Annotated in this window: 6 protein-coding genes and 1 pseudogene; 5 read left to right on the top strand and 2 right to left on the bottom strand. The window is 54.6% G+C overall.

Annotated features, from left to right (window positions below; translation table 11 throughout):
* Window positions 1-234 precede the first annotated feature (234 nt).
* Both OSC10802_RS43965 and OSC10802_RS0105135 read left to right on the top strand, forming a co-directional pair.
* Window positions 235-5,085 carry a PAS domain S-box protein gene (locus OSC10802_RS43965; RefSeq protein ID WP_017715713.1) on the top strand — a complete coding sequence of 1,617 codons (4,851 nt, stop codon included), beginning with the start codon at window positions 235-237 and terminating at the stop codon, window positions 5,083-5,085.
* A 126-nt stretch (window positions 5,086-5,211) separates the two neighbouring features.
* Window positions 5,212-6,102, top strand: a complete 891-nt coding sequence (locus tag OSC10802_RS0105135) for an alpha/beta hydrolase (RefSeq protein ID WP_017715712.1) — start codon at window positions 5,212-5,214, stop codon at window positions 6,100-6,102.
* A 325-nt stretch (window positions 6,103-6,427) separates the two neighbouring features.
* Here the strand turns inward: OSC10802_RS0105135 and OSC10802_RS0105130 are convergent, their stop codons facing one another.
* The gene (locus tag OSC10802_RS0105130) at window positions 6,428-8,116 is read right to left on the bottom strand and encodes a purple acid phosphatase family protein (RefSeq protein ID WP_017715711.1); all 1,689 of its coding nucleotides are present in this window, start codon (window positions 8,114-8,116) and stop codon (window positions 6,428-6,430) included.
* Between the two features lie 286 nt (window positions 8,117-8,402).
* On the opposite strand from OSC10802_RS0105130, the gene OSC10802_RS0105125 reads away from it, so the two are divergent.
* Together OSC10802_RS0105125 and OSC10802_RS38750 are read left to right on the top strand one after the other, a co-directional pair.
* Window positions 8,403-9,506: a tellurite resistance TerB family protein gene (locus OSC10802_RS0105125; RefSeq protein WP_017715710.1), complete on the top strand. Its 1,104-nt coding sequence runs from the start codon at window positions 8,403-8,405 to the stop codon at window positions 9,504-9,506.
* Window positions 9,507-9,675: 169 nt separating this feature from the next.
* Window positions 9,676-11,087 (top strand): annotated as a pseudogene (locus OSC10802_RS38750) (transposase).
* 104 nt (window positions 11,088-11,191) lie between these two features.
* Here the strand turns inward: OSC10802_RS38750 and OSC10802_RS0105115 are convergent.
* Window positions 11,192-12,196: a phosphoribulokinase gene (locus OSC10802_RS0105115; protein ID WP_017715709.1), complete on the bottom strand. Its 1,005-nt coding sequence runs from the start codon at window positions 12,194-12,196 to the stop codon at window positions 11,192-11,194.
* 485 nt (window positions 12,197-12,681) lie between these two features.
* Here OSC10802_RS0105115 and cpcD/petH point away from each other — a divergent pair, with 485 nt between their 5' ends.
* Window positions 12,682-13,911, top strand: a complete 1,230-nt coding sequence (gene cpcD/petH / locus OSC10802_RS0105110) for a bifunctional rod-capping linker CpcD/ferredoxin--NADP reductase PetH (RefSeq protein ID WP_017715708.1) — start codon at window positions 12,682-12,684, stop codon at window positions 13,909-13,911.
* Window positions 13,912-14,105 lie beyond the last annotated feature (194 nt).

The following is a 14,105-nucleotide window of genomic DNA, read 5'->3' as shown; positions in this document are numbered from 1 at the left end:
AATGTTGTATGTGTCAAGAAATCAGCTATGTCCACTGGATAGAACGACTTCTCTCTGGCTAAGCATTTTTACTCAGGGCAGGATAAATGTAAGCTAAAATGTAAAGTTTTGTGACAGAATTCAACACTTGTGCCAAAAACCCGGTTTCTTAAAGAAACCGGGTTTCTCAGTACCTGACTAATACGAGAAAGGCTATATATGCTAAAATCAGTCAGGTAGAGCCCGGGAGAGAAGATGTTCAGAAGAATCGCCTATCCGCTGCGGCGCTACGGTGTGGCTGTGCTGGCTGTGCTGGTGGCGCTGGCTGTAAAGCTGCTGCTAGACCCCCTCATCCCAATAGAAAGCCCCTTTCTGCTGTTTTTTGCCGCCGTCATGGCCAGCGCCCTGTATGGCGGCTTGTGGCCCGGGGTGCTGGCCACTGTTCTGTCCGCTTTGCTCGGCGACTGCTTCTTTTTAAGTCCCACCCATTCCCTCTTGAGCCCGCACTTGGGGCAAAACGTGCGGCTGGGTCTGTTCGTGCTGGAGGGATTGCTGATCAGCAACATAATCGCGGCGCTGAGCGCTGCCAAGCGGCGATCTCAGTTAAATCAGGAAGCCTTGAGGCAAAGCGAGGAGCGTTACCGCTTATTGGTTGGTGCCGTGCGAGACTGCGCGATTTTCACGCTCGATCCAGAAGGTTATGTTACCAGTTGGAACCTGGCAGCGCAAGGCATTAACGGGTATGCAGCCGGTGAAATCCTCGGCAAGCACTTCTCCTGCTTTTATCCCCAAGAAGATATTGATCTAGGCAAGCCATTTGAGCGACTGAAAGTAACAGCAACCGAGGGCCATTCTTCTGAGGAGGGGTGGCGGGTGCGCAAAGACGGCTCGCGGTTCTGGGCGAGTGCTGAGATCGCGGCATTGAGAGACGAAGCGGGAAATCTCCAGGGCTTCTCGAAAATAATCCGCGACCTCTCTCAGGCGAAGCGAGCGCAGGAAGAAATTATCGGGCGGAACCTAAATGGTATCATCGAAGGCAGTAATAACTTAATCGCAGCCCTCGACAGAGACTTCAGGTTTATTGCTTTCAACAGCGCCTACAAGCAAGAGTTTGAGAAAATATTTGGCAAGCCAATTGAACGGGGAATGAGCCTGGCTGATACCTTGACTCACTTGCCAGAGGAGCGAGCAAAAGCTCTAGATATCTGGAACCGCGCCCTGCGCGGAGAAGAATTCACCGTCATTGAAGAATTTGGTTCAGAAGGCTTAGAGCGGAATTGCTACGAAATCACCTACAGTTCTATCTTTGACGAAAACAGCCAGCTCATCGGCGCAGCTCACATCGCGCGAGATGTCAGCGAGCGGGTGCGAGCGCAAGCAGAAAAAAGCCGGCTCAACGAAGAGCTGGAACAGCGAGTGAGGGAGCGCACCTTAGAGCTGGAAGCCGCCAACAGGAGACTCGAAGAAGAAATTCGCGTTCGGGCGCAAGCTGAAGCCGCACTGCGAGAAAGCGAGCGGCGATTCCGGGTAGCGATTGATAGCATGCCCAATCCGTTCGTCATTTACGACGCTCAGCGGCGGTTGCAGTTTGTCAATGCGGAAGGGATTCAGCGCAGCGGACTGCCTCTGGAAGCCCTTGTCGGGCATACCGATGAGGAACTCTTCCCGCCAGAGGTGACAGAGACCTATCTGCCGGCGCTCAAACAAGCGGTGGCAACGCGCAGCGTGCGGACTGTAGAATCTACCAGCACTTTGCCGGCAGCCGGCACCCACACCGCAATCGTCACTTATGTGCCGCTGCTGAACGAGCGGGGGGAAATTTATCAGATTCTCGGCATCACTTACGACATTAGCGACCGCAAGCAATTTGAGGAGTCGCTGCGAGAAAAAACCCGGCAAATTACCAATATTTTTGAAAGCATGGCCGACGGAGTGGTTAGCCTAGACCCTCAGTGGCGGTACACTTATGTAAACTCCAAAGCAGAGCAACTTTTAGGCAAACCCCGCTCGCAGCTAATTGGCTCGAACATGTGGGAAGTGTTTCCCGAATTGCTCGACTCACCCACTTGCGCGCACTGTCAAAAAGCTGTTACCGAGCGGGTAACAGTCGAGTATGAAGAGTTTTACCCGAGGTTCGGCAAGTGGTTTGCCGTTCGCCTCTATCCGTGTGCGGAAGGTCTGTCAATTTACTTCCTGGACATCACCGGGCGCAAACAGGCGGAGTCAGCCCTGCGCTTGAGCGAATCAAAATACCGGCGGCTGGTTGAATCCAACGTCTTTGGCGTCATCACCGCCGGCAGCAGCGGCGAAATCACAGAAGCCAACGACGCCTTCCTGCAAATGATTGGCTGCACGCGAGAAGACTTGCTCACCGGCAAGATTAACTGGCGCTCCCTGACGCCGCCAGAGCACCTGCCCCAAGACGAGCGGATATGGCAGGAAATCAAACTTTCCGGCGCTTTTGCCCCCTTTGAAAAAGAATACATCCGCTTTGATGGCAGCCGCGTCCCCATTTTGGCCGCCGGCGCTCTGCTGGAGGGGACGCAGGAAACGACGGTCTGCATCGTTGTGGACCTGACAGAGCGCAAGCGGGCGGAGGAAGAGCGCACGCGATTGATTCGCCAGCTAGAAAAGGAACGCGCCCAGTTGGAGGCGACGGTACAGAGTATTCCCGATGCGGTGTACATCGGCGATCGAACGGGAATCTGGAAGTGCAACGAACTGGCTTTTAAAATTCTGGGTTTCGACAGTGCCGAGGACCTCAAGCAAAATCTTGCCGGACTCGTTGAGCGGATTCAAACGCGCTACCCCGATACGGGAGAGCGTGTGCCCGTGGAAGACTTGGTTTTTGTCCGCGCCCTGCAGGGAACTGCTACAGTTCGGGAGGTGCTCGTGCGCCAGGTGAAATCGGGGCGCGATATTGCCTTGCGCAGCGCCGCCGCCCCGATTTGGTGCAATGGCGAGATTATCGGCGCGATCGCCATCAATACCGATATCACCAATCAGAAGCAGGTGGAGCGGATGCTGCGCGAGAGCGAGGAGCGATTCCGCACTGTGGCGGAAGCCATGCCCCAGATTGTCTGGACGGCTCAGCCGGACGGGTCGGTGGATTACTACAACCAGCGCTGGGCGGAGTACAGCGGCATCTCGCAAAAGAATGGCTGCGGCTGGGGGTGGCAGCCTGTGCTGCACCCAGAGGACGAACAGCCCACAGTAGAAGCCTGGACGCAGGCGGTGCAGACCGGCCAGATTTACGAGTGCGAGCACCGCGTCAGGAAGGCAGACGGCTCCTTCCGCTGGCACCTCAGCCGGGGGGTGCCCCTGCTCGACAGGGAAGGCCAGATTGTCAAGTGGTTCGGCACGGCTACCGACATCCACGACCAAAAGCTGGCCGAGCGGGCGCTGCGGGAGAGCAAGGAGCGCCTGAGCGCGGCGCTGGCTGCCTCGGAAACCGGGACCTTCCGGTGGGACATCCGCACCGGCACTGTAGACTGGGATGAGAATTTGCACCGGCTCTTCGGTTTGCCCCCCGGCAAGACAGTGTGCCGGATAGAGGAGTTTTTAGAGCGGGTTCACCCGGAAGACAGGGAAGAGGTGAGCCGGCGCTGCCAGCTGTGCGCCCTTGAGGGCGGGGATCGGGACCTGGAGTTCCGCGCCCTCTGGCCCGACGGCAGCGTCCGCTGGCTGTCGGAGAAGGGAAAAACGTTCTTCGACGATGAGGGCAAGCCGCTTTATATGACCGGCGCGTGCGCCGACATTACCGAGCGCAAGCGGGCAGAGGCGGAGCGGGAGGTGCTGCTGGAGAGCGAGCGAGCGGCGCGGGCGGAAGCTGAGATGGCAAACCGCATGAAGGACGAATTCCTCGCCACCCTCTCCCACGAATTGCGCACGCCCCTGACTTCGATAATTGGCTGGGCTTCACTGCTGCGGAGTCAGAAATTCGATGAAAAGAGCGCCGCTCACGCTTTGGAAAAGATTGAACGCAACGGGAAATCGCTGGCGCAGCTGATTGAGGATATCCTGGATGTTTCGCGGATTATTCGCGGCAAGATTAACCTGGAACTGGCTGAGGTAGAACTCTCAGAAGTGATTGAGGCGGCGATCGATACTGTGCGCCCAGTCGCAGAGGCTAAGGATGTTTGCATCAAGGCGCAGTTAGACTTCTGTATGGGGCGCGTCAGGGGCGATGCCAGCCGGTTGCAGCAAGTTGTCTGGAATCTGCTTTCCAATGCGGTTAAGTTCACGCCCTCAGGAGGGCGCGTCGAGGTTCGGCTGTCAGCGGAAATGAGGGATGGGGAATTGGGCATTGGGGATGGGGAATTGGGCATTGAGCAAAACAATCAATCCCCAATCCAAAATCCAAAATCCAAAATCCAAAATCCAAAATCCTCCCATTCCCAATTCCTAGCGCAGAGCGCCCACATCCAAGTCAGCGACACCGGCATCGGAATCGCTGCGGAGTTTCTGCCATTCGTCTTTGAGCGCTTCCGCCAAGCCGATTCTACCAGCACTCGCTCCCACGGCGGGCTGGGTTTGGGCCTCGCCATCGTGCGCCACCTGGTAGAGTTGCACGGCGGAACTGTAGCCGCCCAAAGTCCGGGAGTTGGACAGGGGGCGACATTTTCCGTCAAGCTGCCGGTGCTGCCACCCACCCGGGGAACTCTGTCGCGGGGGAGTTGTGGAGGGCAGGAGAGTTTGGATGATTCTTCGGATTCCCTCGCCGGCGTGCGCGTGCTGGTTGTGGACGATCGAGCGGACACCTGCGATTTGCTGGCTGCGATCCTGGAACTCTACGGTGCCGAAGTGACGCCAGCTGCTTCTGCTTCTGAAGCGCTAAGGGTGCTGGAATTGTTCAACCCTGACGTGGTGGTGAGCGATATTAGCATGCCGGGAGAGGATGGCTACACCCTGATGCGCAAAATCAGGGCGCTTCCCGCCCGTCGCGGGGGGCGGATTCCAGCGGTGGCGCTGACGGCGTATGCCAGAACCGAGGACCGCATGCAGGCTCTGCAGGCTGGCTTCCAGATACACGTCCCCAAGCCGGTGAATCCCGATGAGCTAGCTGTCGTCGTGGCCCAGCTCGCCGGTCGCACTCTCAAAATTTAGGCGCACAGCAGGATTTATAGCCTATCCCTACTAGCAAGTGAGATGCCCTGTCCTAAATTAAGTGTCTATTGCTATATTTGTAGCGGTAAGCATTTCAATAGGTAAGCTAGTTAATCGCGCAAAAATATGGCCCAGTTTGAAAAGGGAGGGCAGCTCGCTTGGTTTCACGATGAAAGACATCCCGCCGGCTTCTTTCACACCTACGATAACTTTCAGGTGGCGGGGACAAACGATGATCCCAGAAAGGTGCACGTCTTTCTTCCCCGGGATTATGAAACTTCAGGAGAGCGGTATCCCGCTGTTTACATGAATGATGGGCAGACAGCTTTCTTCCCCGGCCCTCCTTTTAGCAAATCTTGGCACACAGCAGAGAGATTGACAGAGCTTTATGACAGGAACGCCATCTGCAAGCTCCTCGTCGTCGCCGTTCACCCCCTCAACCGAGATCGCGAATACACCCACGAGCCGGTCCCCAAACGGGAGTGCTGCCAAGTTGAGGGCTACACCCAGTATATCGCCAACTGGGTTAAACCGTTTATCGACCGGCATTACCGCACCCTGCCCCAAGCGCGGGAAACCACCATTTTAGGCTCTTCCCACGGCGGACTTGCTGCTTTTTATATCGCCTGTCGCAGACCTGACTGCTTTGGCAATGCTGGAGCGCTGTCCCCATCTTTTTGGGTGGGGCTGGACACCACCTGGGGCACCTTCACCTCCCTTTCCAACTCGCGCCTGATTCAGCTAACCGCTCACACCCTGCGCGACAAAACTACAAGACCCAGGATCTGGCTGGATTGGGGGCTGTTGCGCGATAAGGGATTCCACAACTCATTTATCGAGCGCAATGCCACTAAACGGGGGCGAGAAATGGCCGGTCTTCTCCGCAGCAAGTTTAACTACCAGCAGGACCGGGAACTGTTCACTTTTGAAGATCCGCAGGGAGATCACACCGAAGAATCCTGGTCCCGGCGTCTCCCCCTGGTGCTTGAGGCTTTCTACGGAAAAGGACGTAAATAAGCTGTTAGGATAGTCTCGTTTTAGCCTTGGCAAATAGGCCCGGGCGATTAGAAATCGCGGCTATACAGACCAAGCCCGCCTGCGCGGGCTAAAGACCCCTTATTTACTCTAGCATCTCTGAACAAAAAAGCGGGTAATATGCTGGATTTAAGAGTATTCTTATTCTCTTAGTCCGCGTTGTTTAAGCCTTCCCGAAGGGCTAGGCGGACTTCGTTTTTATGGCCGCAAATTCCATTCGCCGGCATCTTAATTTTCCCCCAATCGCAACCTCTTTCCCCCCCTCCCCGCCAGGGAGGGGGCTAGGGGGTGAGGTTTTCCGCCTATTTTACCTTACCCCAAATTCATCAAACTTCACCACTTCCGATTGCGGCTCCCGGGTGTCAAAATAGTAACTGATCACCGTGCCGGCACCCGTATCAAAAATGCTAAAAACTGTGATATCGTTACTGGAAACATAGGGCGCAGGCTCGCCACCCTCACCCCGCAGCGGCGCAATCGCCGGCACCACCGGCTCTAACCCGTTCGGATCGCCCAGGGCAACATAGTCTTCCCTGTACCCCTCTGGCACAAACCGCTTTTTGTCGCCAAAAGCAGCGCCGTAAGAATTGCCGACATTCGAGGATTCCAAAAAGTGCGTGCCGGCATCACTGACAAACCGGTTCCACAAATGCGAGTGCCCGAAAAACACCAGCCGCACGCCGGCTCTCTCTAACAAAGGCAGCACGTCTCGGATAATATAATCCTTATCCTTCGGATACTCGTAGCGGATTGCTTTAATGCTGCCATCTTGATTCCGCTCGATTATTTGCACCGGCTCGGTATATGCCGGCACGATATTGTCGCCCAAGGTGTGCGGCGGGTGGTGGAACATCACAACTCTGTACTTCGCCTGTTTGAATTCCGGGCTGTTGAGCTCTTTCTCCAGCCATTCATACTGAGCGCTTCCCTTAGCAATGGGCTCAAAAATGTGCTGCCCGTAACCCCAAGCCGCTGGATTGTTCAAATCTTCCTCTCGCTCGCGGTATCTTCCCTTGGCTTTGGCATCCAAACTGGGAGTTCGCCACATGTTCGTGATGAAAAGTGTTACCAAGCGCACGTCGCCAAAGGTGACAGCATAGTATTTCTCCCCACCTTTACCTCTTTCGGGTGAGGTGAATATCTCTTCGTATGTGGTAGTATTAAAGGAGTTGTCTTTCAGCCAAGCTTCGCGAACTGCCGGCTCGCCGGTGGGGTTCAGCTGACCGGCATGTTTGGCGTAAAGTTCCTCAGCCGCAGCGCGGGGGAAGGAATTATTAATCTGCTCGTTGAGGTTGCTTTCGGTGGAAAAGCGCCCCATGACTTCGTGGTTGCCGGCTGCCGGAAACAGCGGCGCGTGTTGAATGATTGGGGAGCCGGTGTACACTGTTTGAATGCTGTTCTTTTCCAGCTTGTAGCTGGCCCGACCTTGCAGGCAGGGGAAGAACGCGCCCCCGCGACTGTCGTCAAACCACTCTGAGGCGCGATCTGGAATGTTCACCAAATCGCCGGCAAAGAAAACCGCATCTACTCGCCCAACAGTTTCGGCAACTTTCTGGAGATTGGCCGCAACCATCGGCATCAGCTGGTGATCGGAGGTCAGCAGGATTTTGAGGGGAGTTCCCGGTAAGGGTGCCGGTGCGAGGGTAAAGGTTTCGCTGCTGAAACTTTGCCCGTCTTCTCGCACGCTGGTGACGCGATAAGGCACTCGCTCTCCGGGAGTCAGTCCGCCAACCTCGGCTTCGTGACGCCAGATAGGGCGGGGGGTTGGCTTCTGGAAGACGGTGCTTTCCTGAGTTTGGGAGCCGGCTCGCGATTTTTGGTCTTCCCGAGTGCGGCTTAGCTTGCTGGTGGTGGCAGTTGCCTCCTGATTGAGGTCTTTGCCATATCTTACCCTGTGGCCGGTGCCGGCAAACTCGGTAAACCAAACAACCCGCACGGAAGTCGGGGTTGGCAGTTGCAGGAATGGATCGGTCAGCAGTTGGGAGTCTGGTGTCATGGAGATGGGTGTGCGATTGAATGGGCCTACAGTCAGCACTAGGACTGCGAAGATAAGCAATCCAACAGCTACGAGTATAGTGGGTCTGGGGAGCGGTTTCAGCATGGTTGGTCTTGCCGTGGGGAGTTCTTTTTATTAAAGCGCCCCCGTGAGGGAGCGCCAAGGCCGATTGGAAGTGTTTGCTGCCCACCTTAAATTTAGCTTAAGAAATGCGACACACCGCACAGAGATGCTGGCAATATGCTATAAAAATAGCAAGCAAAAAAAACGGACATAAAAAAAATGTATGGGCAAGTTTGACTCTGTATTCAATTCTGAAGACCCAACCACACTCACCCTGGCTCCTGAGGAGGCTGTGGCTGCAATTGCTACCGTCTGCAAAATGGCCACATCCAACAATCAGCTGGAGCTTGAAAGGGCGGCTCGCCTGCTGCTAGCCTTCGATCTGTTTGAGGAATACTCAAAAGAGGAAGTCTCAACCCTGATAAAGAGACTCGCCAAGATTGCGGTTCAGGACGGGTTGGGAGCCGTGTTTAATCAGGCTTATGATTCCCTGCCTTACGAACAGGTTCCTGATGCTTTCGCGGCCTCTATTGTGATGCTTGCTGCCGAGAAAGAGGGAGAGCTTGAGGATGAAGAAGTTGAGGCGATATGCGAGTTGCAAGATGCTTTGGGTCTGGACGATGAAGAGGCGGATTACATTCTAGATGAGGTGATTGCGGAATTGTCGGGAGAATGGCAAGAGGGGGAAGAGGGAGAACAAGAGGTGCGGACATTCCAAGCCGGCCCAACAGATAGAGACTTGGCGGAAATAGTCGTGGGAGTTTATGAGGAGCCGGCAGACACTGAGCTGTATGAGTCGCCCGCCGGCAATTTCACCGTGCCGGTGCCCACTGACCCGGAAAAAGGCGGCTCGATCAGCGCGCAAGACGGGTCTGTCGCTTTTTCAGACGATTTTGGCACTCTCCTGAGAATTGATTATACACCATTTACCCTTAAAGTGGGCGACCGGATACAGTTGGTTGGCCGGGAAGAATTTTTCAAAACGTTTCTCACCCATTACGTCTCTCAGGCTATTCTGGCCTATTTCCCAGGCTCCCAGATTTTGGGGGAAGAGTATATCGATGATTTGATGGATGGCGCTTACTTCATTGCCGCCGATATGCCTCAGGGTTCAACCATATCAAAGCAAACCGGCGACGGCTCTGAAGTTCGCATGAATGCCTACCGGGGTTTTGTCTGTTTTATTGCTGCCGGCTTTGTTTACACGGTGTCCGATCAGCGCCACTTTTGGGACGAGGAAACTCCCGGCCCACTTGCAGAGGAAATCGAGGATATCAAGAACAGCCTTTTCGATTTTATCGACACCATCGCGTTTGTCTACAGTTAGGCCCATTTGATGCCTGTGTGCCGGCATACTTCAGTCTATAGCGGTTTTCATCTGAGTGAGCTACTGAGAAACCCGGTTTCTTAAACAATACCTTCGCCAAAAAAGGAAAGGGCTTTTGTAGTACAGTTGTTGTTTACTACAACGACAACTGAGAACTCCACAAAAGCCCATGCTTGACATCTTACCACTTTTACAGTGCCTGCAACCAGAGATTGGGGCCACCAGTGTGCGTCAACTAAGCCGGATTGCCTTTGCCATGTTGGCCATGACAGGACGAGTGACCATGCTGAGCCTGTCCCGCTGGGCGGGCCCAGGTGGGAGTTATCGAACTGTCCAAAGATTCTTCCACACGGCCCTCCCTTGGGCCACTCTGTTCTGGATATTTTTTCGCCAGCATTTATACCGGAGTTCTGAAGTCTATCTTCTGGCAGGAGATGAAGTGGTCGTCACCAAAGCCGGTAAAAAAACCTACGGACTTGAGCGCTTCTTTTCTAGTCTGTATGGCAAATCCTTAACCGGGCTATCTTTCTTCACACTATCATTAGTGAGTGTGCAGCAAAAACGTTCATTTCCTCTAAGGGTCGAACAGGTCATCAAGAGCGAGCGTGAAAAGTTGAGCCAGGGGTCTGAAAATACAGAGTCTAGCCCGCCCAAAGGCCAAGTCAAACGACCCAAGGCGAGTCGGAGTAAAAATCAAACGGTCGGGACGGCTCTCGACCCAATACCTAAAAATCGAGGGGGGCGACCTGCCGGCAGTAAAAATCAAAATAAAAGCGCCGTCCCTCTCAATCCTGAATTATTGCAAATCCAAAGTTGGATAGAGTCATTGCTTAAACTGTTGGGCGGTATGCTGCCCCTGACTTATCTGCTATTGGACGGTCACTTTGGCAATAATGCATCTCTGCAAATGGCCCGCCGGCTGAATTTACATCTAATTTCAAAGCTTCGTTACGATTCGGCGCTTTATATCCCCTATCAAAACCCCGACCCTGACCGAAAGTGCCGCCGCAAATATGGAGATAAGCTTGACCTACGCAACATGCCCCCTCAATACCTGAAGAACAGCGCGATTGATGGGCCAATCCTCACCGATATCTATCAAGCGCAACTGCTCCACAAGGAATTTGCTCAACCTCTGAATGTGGTGATTCTGGTCAAGACTCATCAAAGCACTAATGCTCGCCACCACGTCATTTTATTTACCAGTGACCCTGACTTGCCTTACGACAAGTTAATAAATTTTTACAGCCTGCGCTTTCAAATCGAATTTAATTTTCGGGACAACAATTCTGGGGCCTGGAAGATTTTATGAATGTCAGCCAAACGGCAGTAACTAATGCGGCCAATCTCTCATTTTTCATGGTCAACCTGTCCCATCACCTGCTGGGTACTGGCCGGGGGAAGCATTGTGGGGACAGTGTGCTGGATCTCAAAGCCATGTGTCGGGGCTCAAAATATGTGGCCGAAATCATAAAACTCCTTCCGGAAAAACCTGAGCCAGTTTTATTGGCTCAGATTTTCCAACGTATATCCCGCCTGGGTCGTATCCACCGGCTACCGGCTTGTAGCACCCTCGGCTGAATTGGCGAAGGTATTGTTAAAGAAACCGGGTTTCAAAGGCCATAGTTCATCCCACGGAGAACCGCGATATCGCGCCTGTGCCAGAGAGGGAGCCGCTAGCCCGTTCAGACTTCGACGGCGATTTTAGCTTCCTTGGCGGTGAGGCGTTCGTAGGTGGCCCGCATTTTCAGGCCGGCAATCACTTGGAACAGGCCGGTGCCATTGTTGGAACCGGGATATTCGCGGTGCTGGAGCAGCAGGTGGGTGAGTTCGCCGTAATACTTGGTAGAAGTGTGGCTGAGGTGGTTCTCGATGTAGCTGACTTCTTCCAGATTGTCGAACTGGCCATCCACTTCCAGGACAGAGACTTCGTGGCCGTAATAGCTATCTGGGCCGTAGAACATCTTAATTCCCGGCCAGGAGCAGGTGAGTTTGCGACCGCAGGGAATCCAGTTAATGGTTGAGCCTTCGTCAAACAGGTAGACCGGCTCTAGCCCTTCTACGCCAAACCGCTGGATCAGGCGCACCCGCAGCACTTTGCGCTCCTTGTCATCCGGGATGAGCTGGGTGGGGAGCACCTGGATCACCATGTCCGCAAATTCTCTCTGCGGCTCGATGTAGGCGCTAAAGTCGGGGCGTCGGGCGTTGATGGCGGCAATCACGTCTTCGTAGCGGTGACCGCGCTCGGCCATGTCCCGCTGGATTTTCCAGGCAATTTTGACATCATCGCTGATGTCGAGGTAAACGCTGAAGTCCAGCAGGGAGCGCACCCGCTCGTCATAGAGGGGGTGCAGCCCCTCTACTACGATGATGTGATTCGGTTCAACCACCTCTGGCGGGTCGATCATGCCGGTTTCGTGATTGTAGATGGGCTTGTTGACGCTCTGACCGTTCTTGAGCGCTTTGATCTGCTCGTACATGAGGTCAAAGTTGTTAGCCCTGGGGTCAAGCGCCGTAATCCCTGTTTCTTTGCGCTGCTTGCGATCGAGACAGTGGTAGTCGTCCAGACAGATGACGGTGACCAGGTCTTCCCCAAATAAATCTGTCAAGCGGCGCAAAAACGTGGACTTACCGCATCCGGAGTCTCCGGCTACGCCAATTAGAACCACGCGATCCGGCTTACTGGTCATAGATTCCCTCTAAAGATTATTTCCTAACTGAGTCCTGAGCGAGTTGAGTTGGTAGCCCTTGAAGTAAGCCCTGCCGGTGGCCACGCCCCTAGCAGACGCGGCAATATCGCCTGCGGCGCAGGCCCGCAAAGCGGATTCGAGCGCCCGTCTCCGAGATGTTGCCGGCAGCGCAGAGGCGATATATCGGCTCTGTACAGCCCGGGCGGAGAGGGACGAGCGCCCCTTGAGACAAAGGCAGGAGCCCCCACCGGCTCGAAGTCAGGCGACCCCAGCGCCGGGAAGAGTGCCGCTTTCCTCAAGCTAAGTATTAAATACTAAGTGTTGAGGTCGATCTTACCAGAAGGGGATCTCCCTTACAAGGCTGACTGGGCTGGGATAGCTAGTTACCTATGCTAAGGTTAATTGGGTCTTAAAAAAAATTAAAATTGACTCCAGAGTAACATTCTCGCAGTTAAAGACCCTGTAGGGTGAGGGAAGAGTAAGCGATGTACAATCCAAGCGCAGCGGGTGGAGCGGCCAATACGGTGTCTGGCAGCCGCCTTTTTGTCTACGAAGTGGTGGGCCTGAACCAGTGCGACCCAACTGACGGCATAACTGCCCCGGTTCGTCGCAGTGGCAGCGTGTTTGTTACAGTGCCCTACAACCGGATGAATCAAGAGATGCGACGGATCGCTCGCATGGGCGGCCAAATTGTCAGCATCCGCCCCCTGACCGGTGAGGGGGCAGCGAATGGCCAAGCGCCCAAGGCAGAAAATGGCCAAACCACCGCAGGAGATGGATTGCAGGCCACTCAGCCAGAAGAGAAAAGCAAGCCAATGACTGAAGCGAAACAGAAAACTGAGGTTCCGGTAAACATTTACCGTCCCAACAATCCCTATATTGGTAAGTGCCTGTCCAATGAAGAGCTGGTCCGCGAGGGTGGGGACGGCACTGTCCGCCACCTGCTCTTCGATATCTCTGGGGGCGACCTCCGCTATCTCGAAGGCCAAAGTATCGGGATTATCCCGCCGGGAACGGACGACAAGGGCAAACCCCACAAGTTGAGGCTGTACTCGATTGCCTCGACTCGCCACGGGGACCGCGTTGATGACAAGACGGTGTCCCTGTGCGTGCGGCAGTTGGTGTACAAGCATCCGGAAACGGGCGAGCCGGTGTGTGGGGTCTGCTCCACTTACCTGTGCAACCTCAAGGAAGGGGATGATGTCAAGATTACCGGGCCGGTGGGCAAGGAAATGCTGCTGCCGGACGATCCGGAGGCGACGGTGATTATGATGGCCACCGGCACGGGCATCGCGCCCTTCCGCGCTTTCCTCTGGCGGATGTTCAAGGAATCTCATGAGGACTACAAGTTCAAGGGCCTCGCTTGGCTGTTCTTCGGCGTGGCCTACAGTCCGAATATCCTTTATAAGGAAGAGCTGGAGCAGTTGGCGCAGGAGTTCCCGGATAATTTCCGCCTGACTTATGCTATCAGCCGCGAGCAGAAGAACCCTGAGGGCGGCAAGATGTACATCCAGAACCGGATTCAAGAAAACGCCGATGAGCTGTGGCAGCTGGTTCAGAAGCCCAACACCCACACCTATATCTGCGGTTTGAAGGGTATGGAAGGCGGCATCGATCAGGGGATGTCTGCAGCAGCCGGCAAGTTCGACGTCGATTGGGCTGACTACCAAAAGCAGCTGAAGAAGGAACACCGCTGGCACGTTGAAACCTACTAAGCTAGTCGGCGTTTAATTTGCATTAGATAGGACAGGCGAGGGACAGGCAAGATGGGACATGCATGTTGCCTGTCCTGCAAGATAGGGTGACTTTCTATTTGCAATTTAAATGTTTGCCTAGTTGCGGTCGTTTAATTAATGTCTGAAGTGGGACAGGCGAGATGCCTGTCCCACATTTTTTTGGGCGGGGGGTT

It is taken from the genome of Kamptonema formosum PCC 10802 (genome assembly GCF_000332335.1).
In the GTDB taxonomy this organism is placed as follows: domain Bacteria; phylum Cyanobacteriota; class Cyanobacteriia; order Cyanobacteriales; family Oscillatoriaceae; genus Oscillatoria.
Note: the sequence above shows the minus strand (reverse complement) of the source record. Positions and strands in the feature narration are given on the sequence as shown.